Below are 23,509 nucleotides of genomic sequence, written 5' to 3' on the forward strand. Positions count from 1 at the left end.
GATCTATTTAAGCGCAATATCCGATGAAAGAGTTCTCGGATCGACACGCTCACCGGAAGTATTCACTGTATATAGCGTCCACGTATGATCATTGGTACGTTCCAAATGGTACCGGTTCTCTTGAGCTTTCATTTCTTCTTTCAATTCTTTAGAAAAAATGTCGGCACGCCGAGCGTCTTCCCACACACGAAAAGCCTTAAACACACGCTTTTTATCCAAACATTTTTCAACAGCGTTTTCACTTAAACCAAGCATATAAGTAGCATTCCATGCAACAGCCTTTGATTGTAGATTCTCTATCACTTGTTCATCCCATTCCGATTGGAAATTTTGGATACCGAAAGTGGGACAAATGAAATTATTAACATTACCGTTCCTTTCATCTTTCCCCTGAATTCCGAAAGAATTGGTTACAGGGTTAAACATATTGTTTCCTCCACCAATATTTCCATTCCCCATATATAGCCAATTACCATACATGATGCCAGATCCCATCACACGAAGTTCATTTCCGCCATATGTATGAAACTTCTCAAACAAATTCCGATAGAATCGTTTCATAGAATAATAGCCATGTCCTTGATACATGAAACTTTCCTGCCCATCATAATCGACATAATCCATGCCACCGTCAACCAATAACCGCGCATAATAATCGGCATAATCGTCTTGCAGATTCATATCCGGAACAAAACCATTATAACAGTTCATCTGTAATTTTGCCAACACCTCACCCACTTTATGTGTTTGAGCCACGGTGTTGTAAGCACCACGCTTCACTCCTTTCAATGTATAAGGTTGGGTTGTTGTAACTCCTTCGTAAGTAAGTAATTCTTTTCCTAATTTCAAAACATTGAGTTTATTGCAATGCCAAGTTCCCCATTCATTTAACCAACTGGTATCAGCCACACAAATATCCGTTTGAGAAGCATTCAAATCGTGAGTGATCGTTGTTTTCAGTACCACACATAAGCTATCATTAGGAATGGGACTGACATCACTGCAATGTGGTTGCAAAAATTCACACAACGTATGTAACCCATAAGCGATTCCAGCCTCGTTCGTCATTTTTGTAAACTCAGCGATAGAAATTTGTTTTCCACCATAAGAAATCATCTTATCCGCCCATCGATTTGCCGGGTTGACATAATACTCTCCCAAACCTTCATCCTGTACAGCACGTATTCCCAGCTGAGTTGCATAAGAGATCAAACTATCATGCCGTCCCCACCATGCTAAATCGGCACAAGCAGCTTTCGGATCACGAACCCATTTCCCTTGCTGAGTAATATAAGGTAACCCTTCCTCCAAAACGACCTTTTCATAAAGTTTTAACGTATGTTCTTTAGGACAAACAAAAAATGCAACCGATGATCCTAAAACATCCTCATCTACAGCCTCCACCTGATGATGCTTAGGTACATTCACATTTTCAAAACCTGGTATAAGTGTAAAAAATATATCACGGGTAGCACGGCGATCACGCGAACTCATTACAATGTAAGAACCATATTCCGGTATATACTCTGCCCCATTTCCTTTATTGAAAAAGAAATGACCTTCTTTCCGATTCGTAAAAGCAACATCGCTAATGCCATCTCCACCTATACGCAATCGCTGCCCTTCATATAATGAATCCGGCAAAGGGTATTTGATCGGATCTGATGTATGTACTCTGTAATACATTTGGTGCATATCTCCATCTGTAGGAAGACCGGTATTCGTATTGTCATTGCAGGCTACCATACCGATCGTACAACGTTCATTACTGACCACTCCCAACAAATCTCCAATATATTCACGTATCGTGGTATAATAAGGTCCCCACACTACATGATCCGTTTTACCACGATTAGTCAGTGATATAAGTTTAAACGTCAAGTACTCTTCTTTTTCTCCTACTTCTATAATAGCTTCAGCTCCATTTATATATATCAACATCAACTTTTCGTCGATTTGTCGAGCCGAAACAGGCAAAATTACCTGATCGTTACCGGCATAAAGAGCCAATAAAGGAGAACTTTTCTTATCAGATAAATATTCTATATTATCGACTTTACTGTAGATACTCGTTAAGAATCCTGTAGAATCCATCTTTAATACTGCATAATCCGTTTCAAAGCAAATATTCATCTCTGCCTGATTGCACGAAAAGAATAGTGAAGATATAACTACCCACACCCATTTTAATAAGATATTTTTCATTTGTCTCATATAAGATTTGAACAGGTTCGAAAAAGCAGAGTAAAAGATCATTAAAACAAATATCTTCTACTCCGCTATAAAAATAATGAGTTTTCAGTATTACTTCAATGGATCAAATGAGCCACCCCATTCGTTGTTTTGTTGTGACATATCATTGTCGAAGTTTGCTCCCATAGTCTTGTCCCCAATGGCACCAAACCAATGCTTGGTGGAGATATTAAACGTGGAAACTTCAACTTGCTTCACATTAGGCACGAAATCAATATGGAAAAATTTCTGCGTTTCAGCATCTTCCAACGTACGTGTCCAGTCGAATTTTCCAGCTTCTTCCTCATCCCCGTTAAATACCACATACAGGTTGTTGTAATGTTTCTGGGCATTGATATTGCCGAAATTCATCCAACGGCGGAGGTCGCCATAACGGAAGTTCTCTTGAGACAACTCAGCTGCACGTTCGTTGTATAATAAACGACGAACCCCTTCGATCGTGTTATACACATCCAACCCATACCCGATAGCGCCCGCACCTTTATCGATACCTGCACGTTTACGGATTGCAGCTACATAACCCAACGCTTCATTTATATGACCTGCTTCGGCAGCACATTCGGCAAGGTTCAGGTAAACTTCACCCAAGCGTAAACTGATAGCATTATTTTCACCTTTATATGAATCTGCATTATTCAATCCCGGAGTAATGGCTTTTAACGGGAAGAATGATCCATAATGGGTAGTTCCGGCATTACGCTCAAGCTGTATGTTGGACATCGCTTTATAGAACGGGGTTACCTTCACATACGAAGTCCAGAAATACTGTCCGGCAGGAATTTCCAACGACGGGAAATCACAACCCGGAACCGAATAAGAGTCGTAGAAACGCGAATCCATTTCGTTCACCAACTTATTGAGAATATCTGCATTATAGGCAGCATCTGTGGAAAGGCGGTTTACATCCAGTTTCTGGCTCTTATACTCTTCGTTTTCGTAGATAGCCATAGAAGAACCATCCTTCAGCGGGAAAGCGAGAAGCTGGGGAGTCTGCGGTACTTGGCGGCATGCCCATCCATGGGTAATATCTTCAGGTAGATACTGATTCATATCGTAATACGAATCCGGATATTTGTAATGTCTAAAGATCAAGGCTTCCGTATTGGACTTTCCCTTCGTCAACCAAATATCACCAAATTTATCCATCAACTTATAGCCATTCTTTTCAGCATATTCAAGAGCTGCCTTATTAGTTTGATAGGCAGTTTCCCAACGCCCCTTGTCGTTGGAGCGGTTGAATAACTTGCTAGCATACCACATTTGTACGCGTCCTTTGAAAGCCATGGCAGCACATTTGTCAATACGTCCATAGTCGGCACTTGACCAACGATCCGGAAGTGCTTGAATGGCATCGTCCAAGTCTGTCAAAATCTGAGCCATGCAATCCGATGTAGAACTTCGTTTCACCATCAACGAAGGCAGATCGTTCACATCCTGCGATTTGAGGATCAGGGGAACACCACCCAAGTCCTTTACGTAAGACCAATACCGATAAGCCCGCCAAAACTTGGCTTGTGCCACCACAGCATCTTTGTCTTTGAGAGCCATGACACTTTCCGGCACCGTCTCCATCTGTTCAAGCAGATAGTTGATCTTGTCAATAATTCCATAATCGAAGTTAACCCCACGGCTGGAAGCAGAGATGTTTACCCCCCGCAACCACTCGCTCATGCTATCGTTTGAATCCGTTGTAAGGTCCGTGTCGGTATCAGACGTAGAAGACCATCCCGGCACCATACCGCTATAGATATCGGTCAGATATGCTTGGATCATTGTTTCATTCTGCCACACATTATCCGGATTAATTGCTGATTTGTTCTCGTAATCTAATTGGCAAGAAGACAACGCCAATACGCATACCGACAAAGCCAGGAATTTACGTCCACTTTTCTTTATTATATTTAAGTTGTTCATAAAATTTACGTTTAAAAGTTAACACTTATACCACCACCTAGAGTTCTCATCACAGGATAACCAACACCGCTCCATCCCGGGTTTAATTCCGGATCCCAGCGTTTGAATCCGGAGATATAGAACAGGTTTGTACCTGTTGCAAACACCTTGATACTGGAAATTGCATTACCCAATGGTCGGGCAAAATCAAAGGTGTAACCAATATTCAAATTGGAAAGACGGATATAATTCGCCTTTTGCCAATAGTAATTAACGTCGGTCCAAGCATATGAGCGATAATCGCGCGGAGCTAACATAGGCAGTTCTGCATTGGGGTTCTCCGGTGTCCAGGAGTTTTCAACCCATTCCCTGTTCCACATCTGATTACCATGATAATCAGCTAGTGATCCAAAATTCTTATAGTTGTGGAATTTGCCAGTGAATGTAGCTTCCACAGAAAGCCCTTTCCAAGTCGCGCCCAAGTTCAACCCCATATAAATCGGGTTGTTATTGTTATAAAGGATATCCTTGTCATAACGGTCGATAATACCATCTTTCTTTCCGTCAGGACCGCTCTTGTCAATATAGACAAACGAACCGGGACGAAGGTCTACACCACCACCTGTCGGCATAACATAATTAGGATTCTCTTTTTTAAACGCATCCACCTCTGCTTGCGAACGAAGAATACGTCCTTCGTAGGCAGCAATATAACTACGGTCTTTACCGACAGGGATCTCCCAATCAAGCAAACCGGCAGCATAATCCTGCACCTCTACTTTGTTCCATCCATAAGAGAGGTTTACGTCAGCATGCCAATTCACTTTGCCAAAATGGTCTTCCCAACCCACGCTAAAGTCAATTCCCTGTCCATTAATCACACCATAGTTCTCAGCCGGCATCGTCTTGGAGAAAGTGGTCGGTAATGAATTTTGGCGGTTACCAAGGATATCAAACGTATGCTTGTGCCAATATTCAACAGCACCGTGCAGGTGATCCAGGAAGCGGTAATCTACACCGACGTTGATACCGGTAGATTTTTCCCAAGTCAGGAACTCATTCACCAAACTTCCATACTGCAAACCATTATTCAAAGCAGCGTTTTCGCCAAGCATGTAGTTACCGCCACTCTTATAACTGGTCTGCCATTGCCATCCACCGACAGCATCGTTACCAGTTAAAGCGACAGATCCGCGCAGCTTCAAGAAGTCGATCCATTTAACATCTTTCAAGAAGCTTTCTTCAGATGCTACCCAAGCAGCCGATACAGCCGGGAACACCCCCCAACGTTCGCTAGGTGCAAAATTCATAGAGCCGTCATAACGTACAGAGAAATTCAAGATATATTTGTTAGCATAATCATAACCGCCAATAAATACCCAAGAAGCACGTCCGCCATCCGTGTCAGGACCACCATTGGAAAATTGTTTGTCTGTAGAAGAACCGGCTGCCCAGAACTGGTCGGTCTGATACAACGGGAACTGGTCGCGTTTTGCCCATACATAGTGATAATCGTTGTTCGAAGCCTCGTATACGGCAGCTGCGTTGACATGATGATCCCCCCAGCGATTATCGTAGTTGATCTGGAAATTCAACTGCTGGTTAACCCACCATTTACCCCAGCCGGAGATACCGGCACCTTCATTACTGACATAATAATTATTCAAATCGGTTACATCGATAATATGATTATTTGCACCCGATTTCTTAGGATAATAGAACTTTTGCAACGCGGTGTAATCTTTGCCACGTTGCGTCTTCCAACTTCCCATGTAAGATGCTTTTGCACTCAATCCTTTTACCCATGGTAATTTATAAGTCAAGCTGACGTTAGCTTCCGGATTCATCGTGGTATTTCTTCTGTAACCGGAAGCGCCTTCGGCAGCCGCAGCCGGGTTACCGTATGCCCATCCGTCACCAATCCACTTACCGTCAGGCGAACGTGAAGGCATGTATTCAAATGATACACGTGCTTTCGTGTAAGTTGCGTCTGTACCTTCCGTCGGAGAAGAACCATATTTAGTATTCGTATTGGCGACAGAAGCATACAACTGTAAGTCGTTGGTTATGTCAGCCGTCACATTCAAACGTATGTTCAACTTATTATATTCTGTTGATTCCATAAAACCGTTCTGGGTATAGTAATTAGCAGCCCCGAAAAATTTAATTCTATCCGAACCGCCGCTGACGCTTAATGCATGATTCATCACGTAAGGCGTATGCCATGTGTCATCAAGCATGTTAAAACCTTGTCCGGGAAGGTTTTTGGCCCATTCAAGCTCTTCATCGCTCCAGGCTTCTCCTTGTGGAGCAGTCAAACCGAAATTCTTATAGGCTTGGTTCACCGTCAACCCCTGTTGGTAAAGGTTGTTCAACTTTACCTCCTGCGTAGCAAAATCGGCAGAGAAGTTGGCTGTATAGTTAACCGATATCTTCCCTGAGTTTCCGGAACGTGTCGTAACCAAAACAACCCCCGCATCTGAACGTGCTCCATAAACAGCAGCCGAAGCGGCATCCTTCAATATGCTTACCGACTCAATTTCATTCGGGCTTAAATTGTTGAACGTAGTCGCATCACGTACTGCTCCGTCAATTACATACAACATCGGTGAGGTATTCCACGTCGTACCAGTACGTACCCCTACACTTGCCTGTTCGCCCGGCTTACCGGCAGGAACGGAGATATGCACACCAGACATTTTACCTACCAGCGACTGAGCGGCACTGTTTGTCGGAATCTGTGCCAATGATTCTGTGAATTTGGTTGTCTCTACAGATCCAGCCAATAACCCTTTCTTTTGGGAGGTATAACCAACTACGATCACTTCTTCCAAAGCCTGGGTGTCTTCTTTCAGAATAATCGAAAAATTATTTTTTTTGCTTACAGATATACTTTGGGTTATATAGCCAATATAAGAGATTTCAATTGTTGCATTGTCGGGCACTTCCAAAGTAAACTTTCCGTCCATATCCGTAGTTATTCCTGTATTTGTCCCCGGGATGGACACGTTTGCACCGATAATAGGTTCGTCATTATTATCAAGCACGACTCCTGTTATTGTTTTAAGTTTCTGATTCACAACCGGCAATTCAGACTTATCAGCTTTATATAATACAATATGCTTGTCACTGATCGTATACCGGATATTCTCACCTTTGAATATTTCATCCAGAATATCTGTTACCAGCTTATTCTTTACATTCACAGATACTTTACGGTTTACATTCACCTGATTTAAGTTGTAAGTAAAATAGAATGAACTTTCTTGCTCTATCATCGACAAAACATCCTGTACTGTCGTATTCTCCATATTCAATGATAGCTTAGCCGATTGCGAGTAAGTGACACTCGCCGTGATTTGCATTGTACCCAATAATAAAAACAATAAGATACACCTCATAATAAATAGACTTTTTCGAAGCCATGACGACTTATATGTATCGTATGGCATACACATCTTAATAAAATTCATACATTTGTAAATGATTAGTTAGTAATAAATTTAGGTTGTCTCTAATGCGTTACTCGCTTAATCTGAACCGGGGATGTTTGCGGCATCTTCGGTTCTTCATTTTCATAACATCTAAGTCTTCTTCATAAGCATCCTCATTTTATAGGTTTATAAATCTGTATCTGATCCCCCTGAATTTTATAATCCAGTTTACGGGTATCTTTCAATAAGGTAAGTATCTGATTTATTTTAGCTGTTTCCTTGAAACGGCAAGTAAATAATTCAGTATTGAGTTCGTGATCCTTCACTGTGATATGAACATTGAAACGACGTTCCAGATCGACTACAATATCGATCAGTTGTTTATTAATATAGGCAGCTTCACCCACCGTCCATGATTTGACCAAAGAAGCATTAACAGTTTTATTGACTACCAGGCCGCCATCTTTGGAATAGGTAACCTGCTCATTCGGTCTTAGAGTCACTTTATGTTCATTGTCATTTGTGGCGACTTCCACTTTTCCTTCTGCCAACGTTATGGAAGACGGTTCTTCATTGTACACCCTCATATTAAACTTCGTGCCCAATACTTTTACCTGAAGTAAATCAGCATGTACGACAAACGGCACTTTTTCATTATGTGCAACCTCAAAAAAGCCTTCGCCTTCAAGCTTAACGTCTCGCTTCCTTGATGAAAACTGAGCCGGATAAGTCAATTTACTGTGGGAGTTCAGCCAGACTTTCGTTCCGTCGGACAGGGTCAGAGAAGCTCTTTGGCCATTGGGAACTTCCACCATATTCATTGCAGAAGGCTTCTCTTTTACCAGAAAATATAAGTTGGTACTTAATAGTCCGACCAGTAGGATAGCAGCTGCATATTTAATCCATGATAAATAAACAGGACGTTTCCGGATGGTTTTTACTTCCTTATCCTTCTCCTGCAACCCCGACATGAAACGCTCGTAAGCCATTTCAATCTCCTGCTGGTCTGAAAAACGTAGCTGGTCTTTCAAACTCCAGATACGCTCCATCTCAAACAGCCAATCAGCATTTGCCTGATCAGAAGCAATCCATTGATCGACCACCTTTATTTCTTCCGAAGTACATCGGTGGATTAAAAATCGTATTAGTATTTCTTCATTCATAGATCTTTCTTATCGTTTATATAAAGAAGACAACTGGGGCATCGGAAACTACGTAGTCAAAAATGAAAAAAGTTCATATTAATTTATAATCTGGCAAAAAGCTATATATAGTATCAGTAAATCTTTTAAATCTTCCCGCAGGAAAAGTACCGCATTACGGACATGAACTGCGACTGTACGTGGTGATATTCCAAGTTTATCTGCAATTTCTTTGTGGGGTAAATCTTCATAGTAGCATAAACGGAACACTTCTGCCGCTTTAGGTGACAATTTTTTCACGGAAGCTTCGATCTGTTCACGAATATCCCAATCAATCACTTGTTTCAATACATCATTTGTATCGGTCCGGTCATTCAAAAAAGCAATACGTGCTTCGGCTATTCGTATTTTAGCATTATACTCTTCTATAACCTTTTGGTGTTTCAGATAATTCAAACAACGGTTCTGAAGGGATTTAAAGAGATAGGATTGTACGCTATTTACATCAATTTGTTGTTTTTGTTCCCAATAGAATATAAAGATATCCTGCACCAGATCTTTCGCTGCCTGTTCATCCACAAAACGACAAGCCAACGACAGCAGTTTCGGATAAAAGTGAACAAAGAATCTTTTAAAAGCTTCCTGATCCCCTTCCTGTATTCCATGTATATCAATAGGCCCCAAGTTGTAATAGTTTTAATTAACAATAATATCTATCAGTGGTAATACCAAGTTCTTGAGGAACTACGTCCTTATTTTGCGATAAAACGTTTAAAATCAAGAGTGTAAACAAAACTACACAATTATCTTCAAATATTCATTTTTAAATATTATTTCTCTGTTTATAACAGCTCAATGGATTTGTCCTATTAAATTAACTATTTATAGTATAAATAGATTATATTTGCGGTGGGAGAAATATATTAGTTCCTCAAGAACTTCATACCAATACCTAAAACGGGGGAAATAACCGGAATCCTTTAATTTATATAGCCTGGAGAAACAGGCATAAAAAATGAGATACAAAGACTATAACAAAAATAGCTTTGCACCTCATTTTTTATGTGAATGGGATATTATTTTATATCCTTACTTATTCGGTCAGTTCATTGAAATATCGGATGCACTCTTTTATATCCGGCACCGAGTTTTCCCAGTTGTATTCATATTCTATAGAGAAAACACCCTTAAAATGTTGCCGTTTCAGTTCCTGCAACATTCCTTTTACATCGAGGATACCGGTTCCCCAAATGACGTCATGCTGTTCTGCTTCTCCCGCCTGTTTGGGGGCAATATCCTTAAAATGCAGGGAGATGATACGGCCTTCCAGTTTTTTCAGGCAATCCAACTGGTTCAAACCTTCCCGGCGCCAGTGTCCGACATCGGCACAGGAGCCGATCATTTTACTACGTCCGCCGATTGCTTTCAGCAGATTATCCGGGGTCCAGTAATCGGATGGTTTGGGATGATTGTGGACGGATATTTTTATGCCATACTGCTTGACCAGCTTCTCTACCAGGTCCCAGTCATCCAGAGCCGGTTCGCACGTGATGAACTCCATGCCCATCCCTTTGGCAAACCGGAACATCTTTTCCCAGTCTTCCGGCTTTTCCGCCACATATACCCCCGTAGCAATGATCTGTATGCCTTTGGAGGCGGCCAGTTCTTTCAGTTCTTTCTGCGTCCGGGTATCCAGGTTAAAATCGAAAACCTTCTCACCCCATTTTCCTCCCAGCTTATGGCCCGGATATACTTCTATATACTTCACACCCAGCTCCCGGGTCTTATCCAACGCCTCCGTCAACGGAAAGAGATGGAAGGTATAAGATTGGATCGCTATCCTCCAATCCCGTTTTCCGGTCTTTACCTGTTCCCCGGCAGATAAAAAACACGTAAAGAACAGGCAGCAAACGATCGGCAACAGTATTTTATTCAGTCGTTTCATCTTATTACACTTTATCGGTTATTAAGGCATATCAGGTAAAGAGAATCCGTTCTCATACGTATGTTTGATCCATTCGGCAGCCATTTCAGCCGCATTGAAATCGGCATAACGGCGGTCGAAGCGCGGATCTCCGTCAATCACTTTGAAATCGTCTGTCGTTACGATCTTTATCTTGTCGTTCGGCGAGATATTGGTGAAACGCATATTCTCGCCATCCCATTGCAATTCACGATGCAACCCGTACAAGCCGGAGAGGCGCACGGCCAATACACCCATCACGACCATTTCATTGAACGGACCGGAGAACTGGAAATTAGACGAGGCTTCCGTCCTGTTCGCAGCCGATTCCTTACAAGCGCGAATCCAGTCCTGTTCATGTGCATTCGTATTCCATATATCGCCATTGCCGCCTTTGATACGGGGTATGGTTGGCTTAGGCTGGTTGAAATTTTCCATGGCAGAGAAGGGTAACAAAGTCGGATTCATGCCGTAACAACCGGTCATGATCTTGCCTTTCGTACCGATAAAGATGATACCGCCGTTCTCATCACCCATCATTTCGCCGTCCTTCAATTCTTCCGGACGGGGAGGAACCAGGCCGCCATCATACCAATAGACCTTTACTTCCGGCATTTTCACGTTCCCTTTCGGGGGACGGGCCGGGAAAGTATAAGTCACCACCTGGGCATGAGGAGGAGAATACAGGTTGCTAAGGGTGGAGCTTCCGATCACACTCGTAGGATATTTCAGGTCCAAGGCCCAATAGAGCGGGTCCATGATATGACAGGCCATATCGCCCAGGGCTCCGGTTCCGAAATCCCACCAGCCGCGCCAGTTCCAGGGAGTGTAAACCGGATTGTACGGACGTTTCCGGGCAGGACCGATAAACAGGTCCCAGTCCAGCGTTTTCGGACATTTCACGGCCGTTTTCGGTTCCTGCAGGCCCTGCGGCCAGATAGGACGGTCGGTCCAGCAATGCACCTCATATACATCTCCTATTATGCCGGATTGTATCCATTCGGCTATCTGGCGGCACCAGTCGAACGAATTACCCTGGTTACCCATTTGAGTCGCCACCTTATACTTCTTCGCCAGGCGGGTCAACAGACGGGATTCGTAAACAGAGTGGGTAAGCGGTTTCTGGGTATAACAATGTTTCCCCAACGTCATCGCATGGGCTGTCACCCCTGCATGGGTATGGTCGGGAGTAGCCACCATCACGGCGTCGATCGAATCGCCCATCTCATCGAACATCACCCTCCAGTCCTTAAACTTACGGGCATTCGGGTAATCATTAAACGTCTTCCCGGCATACTGCCAGTCGATGTCGCAGAGGGCCACGATATTCTCCGTATTCATGTTCGCCAGATTACGGCGTCCCATTCCACCGACCCCGATCCCTGCAATATTCAGTTTATCACTCGGAGCGGTAAATCCGAAATTACGCCCCAATACATGTCCGGGAACGATGGTAAGACCGGCGGCGGCAAAGACCCCGGTCTTTAGGAAAGTTCTTCTTGAAATGTTTGTCATGATACTTTGGTATTTATACTAGAAACACTTACAACAAGAAATTTTACTCAACTTCACTAAAGAAAAAGATAGATTAGATAAAGCTTTAATCTTTTTTAATAAAACAGATAAAACAAAGGTAAATAACTTTTATAAGAAGGGTATTTATGAAAAAAGGTCCGAGACATAAGTCTCAGACCTCTTCACTCTGTTGTCCCACGAGGACTCGAACCTCGTCAGACAGAACCAAAAACTGTAGTGCTACCATTACACCATGGGACAATCCGGCGCTTTATCTAAAGCGATGCAAAGGTAAGAATAAAATCTTACCCTGCAAGCGTTTTTCTTATTTTTCTTACTTTGCAATCAGCAGGTAATAGTTCTTTTTACCCCTCTGAACCAACAGATACTTTTCATCCAACAGGGAAGAACAGTCGATAACCGTTTCTGCATCAGCCAGTTTTTCCTTATTCAGACTGATACCGCCACTCTGTACCAATTTACGCATCTCACCTTTAGACGCAAAAACGGCAGCCTTTTCAGTAAGCAAGTCGATTGCCTTTACACCGGCACTCAACTCATCACGGCTGATCTCAAACTGCGGAACGCCATCGAATACAGCCAGCAACGTATCTTCGTCAAGCTTCTTCAATGCTTCGGAAGTTGAATTGCCGAACAGAATATTGGAAGCTTCAACAGCTGCTTCGTAATCTTCCAGAGAGTGAACCATTACAGTGATTTCCTTAGCCAGACGTTTCTGCAAAGGACGAAGATGAGCGGCAGCAGCCTGTTCTTCTTCCAGGGCAGCGATCTCTTCTTTGCTCAAGTCTGTGAAGATCTTGATATATCTTGCTGCATCGGCATCACTTACATTCAACCAGAACTGGTAAAATTTATAAGGAGAAGTGTAACGACGGTCCAGCCATACATTACCCGATTCAGTCTTACCGAACTTACCACCGTCGGCTTTCGTGATCAACGGACAGGTAAGGGCAAATGCTTCACCACCCGTTTTACGGCGGATCAGTTCCGTTCCGGTAGTGATGTTACCCCATTGGTCGGAACCACCCATCTGCAAGCGGCAACCTTCGTTCTGATACAGGAACAGGAAATCGTATCCCTGCAACAGCTGATAAGAAAATTCAGTGAAGGACATACCCACACTTGATTCGGAACTAAGACGTTTCTTTACAGAATCCTTAGCCATCATATAATTAACAGTCAAATGCTTACCGATATCACGGATAAAGTTCAGGAAGGAATAATCCTTCATCCAGTCGTAGTTGTTCACCAACTTGGCTGCGTTAGGAGCATCCGAATCGAAATCCAGGAACTTAGCCAACTGTTTCTTTATACTGTCCTGATTGTGACGAAGTGTTACTTCATCCAGCAGATTACGTTCTGCCGACTTCATTGAAGGGTCTCCGATCATACCGGTGGCACCACCGACCAGAGCGATAGGACGGTGTCCGGCACGCTGCAAATGCTTCAGCATCATTACACTAACAAGGTGTCCGATATGTAATGAATCGGCCGTCGGGTCAATGCCTACGTACGCAGAAGTCATTTCTTTCTGTAACTGCTCTTCTGTTCCGGGCATCATATCATGAATCATGCCCCTCCATCTTAATTCTTCAACAAAATTCATCGTTTTAATTATTCATTATTATATAGTTAATGCGGGCAAAGATACGACTTTATGCGGATACACAAATTATAAAGTGAACATAAACGCAACATAAAAAGAACATTCATTTAACCAGAAACAAGCGACGTATTGTTTGTTCTACTTGCCTACTTAATTCTTCAACAGACATTTGGAGAGTAAAAGCAATACGTTGATAAATAGCCTGTATAGGGTAAGACGATTCATCTGTTTCCATCAACAGATGATCAGGCCATGCTTTTCGTAAAGCCGATTCCTGAAAATGTTCCCCAAAAGACAGATAAAAACCCTGTTTCAACAATTGTTCTGCCAAGTCACCTTTCTTCCGGAAACCATGAATAATCCAAGGCATCGAGGGATTGTGCTTTTTACGAATTACGATCAATTCATCCCATGCCTTGACACAATGGATTATCAGAGGTTTTTTCAATTCTTCAGAAATAAGAATCTGCTCTTCAAAGACTTCTATCTGTAAATCTAACGATAAGGATACTTGCTTGTCCAAACCAGCCTCTCCAATCATGACAACCTGTTCATTACAGACTAATTCCCGTAATAGTCTTACCTGTTCCTCTATTGTATCCGCCTGAATATACCACGGGTGTATACCACAGGATACCAGTTGGCCAGAGTGTATATTTAATGAACTATCTTTTCCTACAGCTATATTGTAAACAGTCATAACTTCCTCCGAAACAGTAGTCTGCTTCGAATGAGTATGTACATCGTAATACATAAAAATCGATGGTGTTGTCAATCTTGTCATTATAAGAAACAAAAATAATGAATATTTTGAGCAAATAAAAAACCAATTTGTTTCATTACAAAAAATTCATAACAACATTATTTATATCTAAACAAATGTGTATATTGTGTTAATTAAATGGCTTTTTTGATGTCCAAGTTAATATTTCTGATAATATGTGGTCTGGATCAGGGTATATACCCTATCTAGTTAGAATTGGAATTATACGAATTATTTTCAAAGAATATTAGATTATGTATAAACTTGTATTGATATTAATTGGGTTATGCTGTTTACAGCTTGGTTCTGCCCAGACTTTTCGGGCAGAACAGATTTTTCTGTCACCAGAAAGAGAAAGTTGCATGCCAGGCGACACACTACGAGTTAGCGGACAGTTACTCTCAACAAACCATCAGGATTTTTATCCCTATAGCCGATATATCTATTTGGAATGTATCGATCAGAAGGATTCTCTTTTACTCCGGCAGAAAGTAGCATGCGATGAAAGAGGATATTTTTATACAGCAGTTCCGACACAATTCGAATGGGAATCAAATATCTGCTATTTACGGGCATATACCCGATTGATGCAAAACTATTCCATAGAAAGTTTTGCTGTAGCTCCTTTTCTATTAGGAGCCATACATCCGAAAAAAAAAGACATTACTCAAGATATTCATGGCGTCTTCTATCCTGAAGGTGGTAAATTATTGAACGGATTTCAACAGAATGTAGTATTCCGGTTAACCGATGATGACGGTTTTCCAATCTCTACTGCGGATGCTTTTCTGCTGGATGAGAAAAACGATACAATCAGACATCATATTATCGTATCTGAAAATGGATTGGGAAAGATGACCTTCCTACCGGAAGCAAGCAAACAATACCGATTGCTGGTGGAATATAACAACCGTTTTTTTACTTTTCCACTACAAACAGATTCCAAGGGAGCTTCTTTACAAGCAGTCATAAACAGAGAACGTTTGTCATGCCGTCTCCTGTCGAATGAGGAAGGAAAACATTATCGCCTGTTCCTCTATCATTCCCATAAAGGCCTACAGGAAATTCCTTTTCACACAGGGCAAAAAGTTGCCGCAGTCGAGCTATCCAACTATCCAAAAGGTATTCTTGTTGTCTTTCTAATGGATAAAGATTTAAATCTGCTGAGCGAGCGTCTTTTATGGCTAGAGAAGCCGGAAGTGTCGCAGACTACTTTCAATTGCTCATTATCACAGAGAATTGTTTCGCCACAATCTCCTTTGCAATTTCAGTTAGACTCACCACACAACAGCACAGTCTTTATCCGGATAGCCCAGCAGGATGATTTACTTGCCACACAGGCTTATTCCAGCTTTTGGTTGGGTGGAGAGATTCTGTCTCCAGTACGTTTTCCATTAATAAACAGTCAAATACAGGAAGAACAGGAAACAGAGTTAAATCAATGGCTATACACGGCCAGATTTATCCTTTTCTCACCAGAAACAGTATTAAAAGAAGGAATAAATTTTCCATATCCTATTGAAGACGGACTTTTTTTGAAAGGAACAGCCTGGAAAAGGAAAGATAAACCTTTCGGACCTGGTCTGATCGATGCACAAAACAAAAAAGACCTCTCCTTTTATACAGGTGAAATCAATCAGGAAGGAGACTTTGTTTTGCCTGTCGATAACTATCCAGAAGGCACTGGATTTTTACTGATCAGTAAAAACAATAAAGGGAAAACGGTAAACAGCTCATTTACTTTAGCAGAAGAAACATATCCGAAAATAATTATCCCAAACCCATTGTTCACAAAAACTCGTCTACAAACAGATATTATCGTGGGAGACACCATTATACGATATAGTGTAGACGAAGATCAGCAACGCATTTATCATATTGATAATATAACTGTACAATCTCGAAAATCTGCAAACATACAGGAGATGAGTCGAACACCCAATAATTTCATCGGCGAAAAAACATTAAAGAAATGGCCCGGTAAAAGTGTACGCTCCCTGCTAAACAATTTTACAGCTATTAAGATCACAAAAGGAGGCTCTGGCAGCGGTGAAGGAATAATAAAAAGACAAAACGCTCTTGCCAGAAACCAATCAAGGATATCCAATGGAGAAATGAGAAGAGAAGAGGGGGAAACAACCATAACCTGGAAAGCATCAGGAAAGTATTCCTTTTTTAATGGAGATATTGCGCCTCTAAATGTAGTCATCAACGGGGAAGTAATTTTCAGTAATATCGATCATATACTAGAGTGGGCAGCCGGAGATATTAAATCCATAGAATTAATCAGACCGACAGATACCCGTTGTACGATTTACGGAACACCCAACGGGGCAATTGCTATCGAAACATTAAAAGAACCCCGAATATATGAAAACGATCCACTAGGTGAAATGGTTTATCCTTTCGGACTCACTATCACAGATAAACAACCAGCCAAACATATCAAAGCACCGTCGCAACCGGGAAAATACCGCCTGCTTATCGACGTGATAACAGATGATAAGAGAATCATCTCTTTCAACAAAGAATTTGAAGTAAAATAAAGGATAGGGATCGGTTCAGGGAACCGGGTCATACCCGCTCCCACCCCAGGGATGGCATCGGAGCAGCCGTTTGACAGCGAGGTAAAGTCCTTTGACGGGACCATATTTTTTCAGGGCTTGCACAGCATATTCGGAACAGGTAGGTGTATACCTGCATGAAGCCGGTGTCATAGGAGAAATACAATATTTATAGAAATAGACCGGCAACAGGAGAAGTGCAGTAAAGAATTTCTTCATTATTCTTTTTCACGCAAGATCCGGATCGCTTTCGTCATCGCCTTTTCCATATCGGTGAAGGGATGTATTTCCTTATCCAGATAGAGGAAAGCAATCAGCATGCGTTTATTTTTTTCTGTCAACGGATCGATCAGATCGTATTTACGTACCCGGTAAGCTTCACGTACCTGACGTTTGATCAGGTTCCGTTTTACGGCACGTTTGAATTTTTTTTTGGGGACACTGATCAGGATAGAGACGGGAACAGACATCTCTTCCTCCAGTGGTAAATAAACGACCCGCAGTGGAAACGCTACAAACGATTGTCCTTTTTCAAATAACAGGTCAATGTAACGTTTCCACGACAGGCGTTCTTCTTTTGAAAGGGTATACCTTCTATTTTCCATTCTTTTTGTTTCCGCCCAACTCTTTCTTCAGATACAAATCCAAAGCAGCCGTCATTGAAGGAGCTTCAGGTGTTGGCGCTTCCACGTCTAATCGCAAACCGGCATCCTTTACAGCTTTTGCTGTCGTAGGGCCGAAACAACCGATCTTTATATCTTCCTGCTTAAAATTCGGGAAGTTTTTCAACAAAGAAGAAATACCTGAAGGACTGAAAAATACCAACATATCGTAATCGAACTCCTCATCTTTAGCAAATTCGTTACTTACCGTCCTATACATCACGGCCTTTGTATAGTTGATCTTCTTCGCTTCAAGCAAACTTAACAAATCATCTTTATGCACGTCAGAAACCGGCACCAGATATTTTTCTTTTGCATGTTTTGCAATAACAGTCACCAGATCTTCAGGCTTTCCGGTCTGACCGAAAAAGATTTTACGCTTCCTGTATACAATATACTTCTGAAGGTAAACTGCAATAGCTTCCGTCATACAGAAATACTTCATTGTTTCCGGAATAGTGACACGTAGTTCTTCACATAAATGGAAAAAGTGGTCGATAGCTGTACGGGCGGTAAAGATTACTGCCGTATAGTCCAGAATAGAAATTCTCTGCTGTCTAAACTCTTTGGAAGAAAGAGCTTCTACTTTGATAAAAGGACGGAAGTCGATCTCGACCCCATATTTCTCTGCAATGTCGAAATACGGTGACTTCTCGGATGCAGGCTTCGGTTGTGATACCAGCAACTTTTTGATGTTCAATGCCATAGAGTACTCGTCTCAATAAAGTTATACAAAAAAATCATACCTTCATACAAAAATATAAGGGGTAAGATTTCTTGGGTGCAAAGGTACAAACTAATATATAAAAAACCGACATTATTCTTGTGAAATATACGTATTGTCTTATAAATTATTACAAAACGACACAAAAAATAGAAAATACAAAACATTATTACGGGAGCCAATGTTTTACTTCCCACGAACATCAACCACACCACCGGAATATATAACAAAATGCCCCATGCCCCCATAATGGCGTTATAATTTTTTTTCCAGAACTTGTATTTATCGGGTGCTGCAAACACAAATCCCAACAGATAGTAACTCAGTTGTTTGAACTGATAAAACAAGAACAGCACGCCAAAAAGGGCGGCAATAGCCAACAAGACCTCTTTCTCCCCTTGCAAACCGACCATTCCCCGTGTCCGGCCTATCGAAAACAAAGCGATACTACAAAGAAACAATGCCTGAAAAGTCATAAAATTGCGAAAGAAAGATCCGCTCTTCCCTATCGTTTCGTCAAACAGGTTCTGCCGCTCCTTCAAGTATATCACATCTTTCATCATCTTTATAAAATGCTGAAAATTAGATCGGAATATTATGGCAAAGGCAATAAGCAAGGATAGCAGCAGCGTGAAGATGACATCATCTATCAGCTGTCCGTCCCACAAACGAATGCCTACATATCCTTCAAACAAATCCATGTATTTTTTATTTCGTGCAAAGGTAGGGATAAAAACATTATCTTTGTATCATGTACTCTCAATAACAAAATTTCCAGTTATGAAAACGAAATATTTATTCCTTATATGCACTTTATGCACCCTGGCGCTCTTTACCGTAAGCTGTAGTGACTCCGATTCTTCGGCAGTTGAATTATCGGCATCGGCATTCGACGAAGTCAGCAGCGAGGGTGCCTCTCTGACGGTGGATATCATCTGTAATTCTTCCTGGACGGCAGAAAGTTCGGCTAGCTGGTGCAGCATCTCCCAGGCCGAAGGAACAGGAAATCAGACCCTCAGCCTTTCTGTCGGGGCCAACCTGAATGACAAACCGAGAAGGGCGACGATCATCGTGACATCCCACCGGACACAGAAAACCGTCACCGTCACACAAAACGCGGGTAACGGCGATATAGACGGATATGCTTACGAATTGCCAGTTTACTTCCACGTCCTGTACAATAACAGTGCGCAGAATGTTCCGCAAAGCAGGATAGAAACGATCCTGACTGCCGTCAACAAACTCTATCAGAATAATAATATGAATCTCACATTCAAAATAGCTGAAATAGAACCCGTTTCATCCGCCTCAGCTTCTATCAGTTGTAAAGAATTCATGAACAGTGAAAAAGGGACCGACCATTACAAGCTAATGAAAGATCCTAACTCATATATCAATGTATTCCTTTATGCTTTCGAGGAGGAGGATGTACTAGGTGTCTCACATTTACCGCTGACAACGCAACAAAATTATCTGGAAGGACTGACACTGACAGACTATTCAAATATCCAGGCGTCACAACTTTCGAACATTTACTGTGTATCCATCAACACGACTTATATAAATGCAGGAGTTAGCCAATACAGTCCGAACGATCCGATTATTACCCTTGCACATGAGCTGGGGCACTATCTGGGCCTGCATCATCCTTTTGCTGAAGACGAGAACGGTGCAGCGGCCAATGAGTGCAAGGATACGGACTATTGCGAAGATACACCTTCCTACAATAAAGTCGAATACGATGCGTGGCTGGGAGGATTACCCGCAGGTAATTATGATCTCGAATATTTATCGCAACGGAGCAACTGTCAGGGAGAGGAGTTCATTTCCGACAATCTGATGGATTACGCATACAGTCTCACGAACAAATTTACGGAAGACCAGTACACAAGAGTACGCCATGTCTTAAATTACAGCCCCCTCATCCCGGGACCAAAAATCCAGACAAAGGCAGGCACTCGTACATCTTCGGAAGAGACGTTGCAAATACCTTTCCGCACAATACAATAACAAGAAGCGGTACTGCTAAAATAAAATATCCCGGCCATTCATCGAGTGACCGGGATATTCATGTATAAAAGGTTTTATTATAATGCTTCTTTTATAATTTCACCGACTGTCGGATGCGGGAATACGATCGATTTCAGTTCCTCGGCCGTCATTCCTTTTTCAATGGCGATGCCTGCGATAACCACCAGTTCGGAAGCCGGATTACCTAACAGATGCGCTCCTATCACCGTCTCGTCTTCCGAGAGGATTAGTTTACAAACGCCGTTACCCTGTTCGTTCTCCGCCACAAAACGGCCGGAAAAAGCCATCGGCAGCTTCTTCACGATATAAGGGATTCCTTCCGCCTGCAATTCTTCTTCCGTCTTGCCTACACCGGCTATTTCCGGATTGGTATAGACCACACCCGGAATTGCTTTATAGCTCATACCGGCCCCAGCCTTGCCCAAAATATGTTTAACCGCTACTTCCGCTTCACTGACTGCCGTATGGGCCAGCAGAGAGAATGCAGTGATATCCCCGCAGGCATAGACATTCGGAAGAGATGTCTGCATATATTGGTTTACTTTTATGCCGTTACGGAAAGGTTCCGGAGATAAAGTCTCCAGTCCGAACCCTTTCGTCACCGGACAACGCCCCACGCTCAAAAGCACTTTTTCGCCCTCGATCACGAAACTCTCCCCATCTTTCTCTACGGTCACTTCACCTCCGTGAACGGCTGTCACCTTATGCCCCAGATAAAACCGAATGCCTCTCTTGGCGTATTCAGCCTGAAGCATTTCAGAAAGCTCCTTATCCATCGGGCCCAGTATCTTATCCAGCATTTCCACCACATGGACTTCGGTTCCCATGCTATTAAAGAAAGAGGCGAACTCCATACCTATCACCCCACCGCCGATAATGACGAGGGAAGCAGGAAGTTCTTTCGTCTGCAAGGCTTCCCGGCTTGTCCAATAGTCGGTTTCTGCCAATCCGGGGATAGGAGGAATAACCGTTTCCGAGCCTGTGCACAGCAATAAGTTTGCAGCTTCATACGTTTCCTCTCCACATACAATGGAGATCGTACCGTCGGCAGAACGCCCTTTTATCTCCGCTTCGCCGTTAACGACAACGACACCATGCTCCGTCATCTTCATACGGATACCGGCAGTCAGTTTCTTCACGACCTTATTCTTACGGGCAATGATTTTAGGAAAATCGAAAGTAGGGTTCTCCGCCTTGACGGCATATTTCTGTGCATGTTTTATGGTATCATACACTTTAGCCGAATAAAGAAGTGTTTTTGTAGGAACACAACCTTCATTAAGGCAGATACCGCCCAATGCATTCTTTTCAAACAACACAGTGGATAATCCACCCGCTGCCGCTTTTTCAGCAGCTGTATAACCGGCTGGTCCCCCGCCAATTATAGCAACATCGTATTTCATGTTATCAGATTTAATTAAGTTTTATATTTGGATTCCTTCATTGCGTTTGATCTCGATATCCGGATTGAACTTCTTCAGCAGCTTTACAAACTCTTTTTCATTCTGCGGAGATATCAGCATCCACATTTTACCTTCTTTCCAGATCACGATCCGGTCCAGAGATAAAGAATAACTGAAAACGGGAAGAATAGACGGTTGCAACGCCTCTATATCAGCTATGGCGATTTCTTTTTTAGGGAAAAAACCACAGCGGAGCAACAACATTCCGTCAGTTGTAACTACATAGTAGGTATTGAAAAATACATGCAATGTCAACGCACTGGCAACTAATGTACTAACAATTGCCGCAACATTCTGATGCAGTACGGATACGACACACAGGATTGCCAACACAATAATCAACAGATGGTACCACCATCCGATCTTAGATTTAAAGACTCTATCCATTTCACGAATTTTCGCGCAAGATAGTCATTTCTTCATTTACTTGTTGTAAAGCAGCCACAAAACCTTCGGTATCGACCGGATGGACGGTGTTGGTATACTCCTTGTCTTTATAAGGCTTGCCATAATAGATTACTACGCTACCCGATTGCTTGATAAATAACTTCTCTATATCTTTTACCGGGATTGCCACAAAGTTACCCTGTGTCAGATAACCCTTGTCAATCTTATAAGGGTATAATGCAGGCACAATAAAAACAAGGATCAGAATATAGGCTGCCGGCTGCCGTATCTCATTCAAATACAGTAATCCAAAAAGGATAAGCATACTAACTGCTATCGCAACATGTTTTGGAGTCACTAGTCTCTTTCTAAACGTCTGCTTTTCCATAATCTCATCTATTAAAGTTAGTAATAAGCAATATTACGAAATTCTGCTCATATTAAAAAGTTTACGGGCTTTAATATCATCATATAAAAGCATAAATAACAAAATAAAGGCAAAGTACCGTATTTTATGACACAATACTCGAATAAAGCCTCTTTTCGTAACCAAGTCATCTGATAAAAAGTCCTTTTAGAATATTCAATTAAACATATATTAACTATAATCCTTTCTAAACCCATTCCTCAGCCTTTTCAATTTTTTTTGCAAACTCGTTTTAAACGAATTATTTTTTGTTTTAAATGAGTTGGTGATTCATTTTAAATGAAATATATGTTAATTACACTCAAAAAACGCATCAAAAAGTAACAAGACGAGAACACAATATATGTTTTTCAACAGGATTAACCATCTAAAACAAGACTACCAAAAGAGAGCATCCAAATTACATTATGACTACAATTTCACCACATAAGAATATAATCTGGGACAATAAACAGAAATACAACAAGCTAATTGAACGCATTATCCAAGTAAATAAATCTTTATGATATTCCTCAACTTCTTGAGAACAGCACAAAATCCGAATATCTTATAAGCGGTTCATTACAAACCAGCCATTAGAAGATAAAATAGCATTTTGACATATCAGTGATATATTAAAATGGAATAGTTTAATTATTAGATTTATTCTATATATGGCAAA

At 41.8% G+C, this 23,509-nt stretch carries 18 protein-coding genes; 2 read left to right on the top strand and 16 right to left on the bottom strand.

What is annotated here, in order from left to right:
• Positions 1–3: 3 nt before the first annotated feature.
• The 9 genes from IEY67_RS01610 to IEY67_RS01650 all read right to left on the bottom strand — a co-directional run bounded on the left by IEY67_RS01610 (position 4) and on the right by IEY67_RS01650 (position 14,581).
• On the bottom strand, positions 4–2,133 hold the full coding sequence (locus IEY67_RS01610) for a hypothetical protein (protein ID WP_183670246.1): 2,130 nt from the start codon (positions 2,131–2,133) through the stop codon (positions 4–6).
• Positions 2,134–2,304: 171 nt separating this feature from the next.
• Positions 2,305–4,167, bottom strand: coding sequence for a RagB/SusD family nutrient uptake outer membrane protein (locus tag IEY67_RS01615; RefSeq protein WP_183670243.1), 1,863 nt, complete (start codon positions 4,165–4,167; stop codon positions 2,305–2,307).
• 11 nt (positions 4,168–4,178) lie between these two features.
• Positions 4,179–7,547 (bottom strand): TonB-dependent receptor, encoded by a 3,369-nt coding sequence (locus tag IEY67_RS01620; RefSeq protein ID WP_183670241.1) that lies wholly within the window; start codon positions 7,545–7,547, stop codon positions 4,179–4,181.
• A 206-nt stretch (positions 7,548–7,753) separates the two neighbouring features.
• Positions 7,754–8,743 carry a FecR family protein gene (locus tag IEY67_RS01625; RefSeq protein WP_183670239.1) on the bottom strand — a complete coding sequence of 330 codons (990 nt, stop codon included), beginning with the start codon at positions 8,741–8,743 and terminating at the stop codon, positions 7,754–7,756.
• A 78-nt stretch (positions 8,744–8,821) separates the two neighbouring features.
• On the bottom strand, positions 8,822–9,406 hold the full coding sequence (locus IEY67_RS01630; protein ID WP_122353650.1) for an RNA polymerase sigma-70 factor: 585 nt from the start codon (positions 9,404–9,406) through the stop codon (positions 8,822–8,824).
• A 409-nt stretch (positions 9,407–9,815) separates the two neighbouring features.
• Positions 9,816–10,667 carry a sugar phosphate isomerase/epimerase family protein gene (locus tag IEY67_RS01635; protein ID WP_183670237.1) on the bottom strand — a complete coding sequence of 284 codons (852 nt, stop codon included), beginning with the start codon at positions 10,665–10,667 and terminating at the stop codon, positions 9,816–9,818.
• 21 nt (positions 10,668–10,688) lie between these two features.
• A complete protein-coding gene (locus tag IEY67_RS01640) occupies positions 10,689–12,200 on the bottom strand; it encodes a glycoside 3-dehydrogenase (protein WP_122374729.1) in 1,512 nt (503 codons plus the stop codon).
• Positions 12,201–12,534: 334 nt separating this feature from the next.
• Complete coding sequence (gene tyrS / locus IEY67_RS01645; protein WP_183670235.1) at positions 12,535–13,827, bottom strand: tyrosine--tRNA ligase; 1,293 nt, start codon at positions 13,825–13,827, stop codon at positions 12,535–12,537.
• Between the two features lie 103 nt (positions 13,828–13,930).
• Positions 13,931–14,581: a TatD family hydrolase gene (locus IEY67_RS01650; protein ID WP_229800933.1), complete on the bottom strand. Its 651-nt coding sequence runs from the start codon at positions 14,579–14,581 to the stop codon at positions 13,931–13,933.
• Positions 14,582–14,844: 263 nt separating this feature from the next.
• On the opposite strand from IEY67_RS01650, the gene IEY67_RS01655 reads away from it, so the two are divergent.
• Positions 14,845–17,136 (top strand): hypothetical protein, encoded by a 2,292-nt coding sequence (locus IEY67_RS01655; RefSeq protein ID WP_189086817.1) that lies wholly within the window; start codon positions 14,845–14,847, stop codon positions 17,134–17,136.
• A 15-nt stretch (positions 17,137–17,151) separates the two neighbouring features.
• Here IEY67_RS01655 and yidD read toward each other — a convergent pair whose 3' ends face one another.
• Genes yidD through IEY67_RS01675 form a run of 4 tightly spaced genes read right to left on the bottom strand, consistent with a single transcriptional unit; the run spans position 17,152 to position 19,241 of the window.
• Positions 17,152–17,373 (bottom strand): membrane protein insertion efficiency factor YidD, encoded by a 222-nt coding sequence (gene yidD, locus IEY67_RS01660; RefSeq protein WP_122353659.1) that lies wholly within the window; start codon positions 17,371–17,373, stop codon positions 17,152–17,154.
• Positions 17,373–17,759 carry a ribonuclease P protein component gene (gene rnpA, locus IEY67_RS01665; RefSeq protein WP_183670230.1) on the bottom strand — a complete coding sequence of 129 codons (387 nt, stop codon included), beginning with the start codon at positions 17,757–17,759 and terminating at the stop codon, positions 17,373–17,375. Before rnpA ends, yidD begins: the two co-directional genes overlap by 1 nt.
• Positions 17,749–18,516, bottom strand: coding sequence for a uroporphyrinogen-III synthase (locus tag IEY67_RS01670; protein ID WP_183670590.1), 768 nt, complete (start codon positions 18,514–18,516; stop codon positions 17,749–17,751). Before IEY67_RS01670 ends, rnpA begins: the two co-directional genes overlap by 11 nt.
• Entirely contained in the window at positions 18,513–19,241 is a 729-nt protein-coding gene (locus IEY67_RS01675) for a DUF4271 domain-containing protein (RefSeq protein ID WP_122374775.1), read from the bottom strand. The genes IEY67_RS01670 and IEY67_RS01675 overlap by 4 nt, the downstream gene beginning before the upstream one ends.
• A 79-nt stretch (positions 19,242–19,320) precedes the next feature.
• Between IEY67_RS01675 and IEY67_RS01680 the strand changes: the two genes are divergently transcribed.
• A complete protein-coding gene (locus tag IEY67_RS01680) occupies positions 19,321–20,550 on the top strand; it encodes a zinc-dependent metalloproteinase lipoprotein (RefSeq protein WP_183670228.1) in 1,230 nt (409 codons plus the stop codon).
• A 77-nt stretch (positions 20,551–20,627) separates the two neighbouring features.
• Here IEY67_RS01680 and lpdA read toward each other — a convergent pair whose 3' ends face one another.
• From lpdA to IEY67_RS01695, 3 genes are read right to left on the bottom strand one after another with little or no spacing between them, the layout of a single operon-like run.
• Positions 20,628–21,974 carry a dihydrolipoyl dehydrogenase gene (lpdA, locus tag IEY67_RS01685; RefSeq protein ID WP_183670226.1) on the bottom strand — a complete coding sequence of 449 codons (1,347 nt, stop codon included), beginning with the start codon at positions 21,972–21,974 and terminating at the stop codon, positions 20,628–20,630.
• 21 nt (positions 21,975–21,995) lie between these two features.
• The gene (locus IEY67_RS01690) at positions 21,996–22,421 is read right to left on the bottom strand and encodes a PH domain-containing protein (RefSeq protein ID WP_122374722.1); all 426 of its coding nucleotides are present in this window, start codon (positions 22,419–22,421) and stop codon (positions 21,996–21,998) included.
• A gap of 1 nt (position 22,422) precedes the next feature.
• The gene (locus IEY67_RS01695; RefSeq protein ID WP_122374721.1) at positions 22,423–22,809 is read right to left on the bottom strand and encodes a hypothetical protein; all 387 of its coding nucleotides are present in this window, start codon (positions 22,807–22,809) and stop codon (positions 22,423–22,425) included.
• Positions 22,810–23,509: the final 700 nt, after the last annotated feature.

The sequence above is a fragment of the Parabacteroides faecis genome, assembly GCF_014647375.1.
Lineage (GTDB): Bacteria > Bacteroidota > Bacteroidia > Bacteroidales > Tannerellaceae > Parabacteroides > Parabacteroides faecis.

Bases quoted from the DNA above. Each gene is read 5' to 3' on its own strand.
- IEY67_RS01625 (WP_183670239.1), bottom strand. From the start codon at position 8,743: ATGAATGAAGAAATACTAATACGATTTTTAATCCACCGATGTACTTCG.
- tyrS (WP_183670235.1), bottom strand. From the start codon at position 13,827: ATGAATTTTGTTGAAGAATTAAGATGGAGGGGCATGATTCATGATATG.
- IEY67_RS01695 (WP_122374721.1), bottom strand. From the start codon at position 22,809: ATGGAAAAGCAGACGTTTAGAAAGAGACTAGTGACTCCAAAACATGTT.
- lpdA (WP_183670226.1), bottom strand. From the start codon at position 21,974: ATGAAATACGATGTTGCTATAATTGGCGGGGGACCAGCCGGTTATACA.
- IEY67_RS01690 (WP_122374722.1), bottom strand. From the start codon at position 22,421: ATGGATAGAGTCTTTAAATCTAAGATCGGATGGTGGTACCATCTGTTG.
- IEY67_RS01655 (WP_189086817.1), top strand. From the start codon at position 14,845: ATGTATAAACTTGTATTGATATTAATTGGGTTATGCTGTTTACAGCTT.
- IEY67_RS01635 (WP_183670237.1), bottom strand. From the start codon at position 10,667: ATGAAACGACTGAATAAAATACTGTTGCCGATCGTTTGCTGCCTGTTC.
- yidD (WP_122353659.1), bottom strand. From the start codon at position 17,373: ATGAAGAAATTCTTTACTGCACTTCTCCTGTTGCCGGTCTATTTCTAT.
- IEY67_RS01610 (WP_183670246.1), bottom strand. From the start codon at position 2,133: ATGAATATTTGCTTTGAAACGGATTATGCAGTATTAAAGATGGATTCT.
- IEY67_RS01650 (WP_229800933.1), bottom strand. From the start codon at position 14,581: ATGTATTACGATGTACATACTCATTCGAAGCAGACTACTGTTTCGGAG.
- IEY67_RS01620 (WP_183670241.1), bottom strand. From the start codon at position 7,547: ATGAGGTGTATCTTATTGTTTTTATTATTGGGTACAATGCAAATCACG.
- rnpA (WP_183670230.1), bottom strand. From the start codon at position 17,759: ATGGAAAATAGAAGGTATACCCTTTCAAAAGAAGAACGCCTGTCGTGG.
- IEY67_RS01615 (WP_183670243.1), bottom strand. From the start codon at position 4,167: ATGAACAACTTAAATATAATAAAGAAAAGTGGACGTAAATTCCTGGCT.
- IEY67_RS01640 (WP_122374729.1), bottom strand. From the start codon at position 12,200: ATGACAAACATTTCAAGAAGAACTTTCCTAAAGACCGGGGTCTTTGCC.
- IEY67_RS01680 (WP_183670228.1), top strand. From the start codon at position 19,321: ATGAAAACGAAATATTTATTCCTTATATGCACTTTATGCACCCTGGCG.
- IEY67_RS01675 (WP_122374775.1), bottom strand. From the start codon at position 19,241: ATGGATTTGTTTGAAGGATATGTAGGCATTCGTTTGTGGGACGGACAG.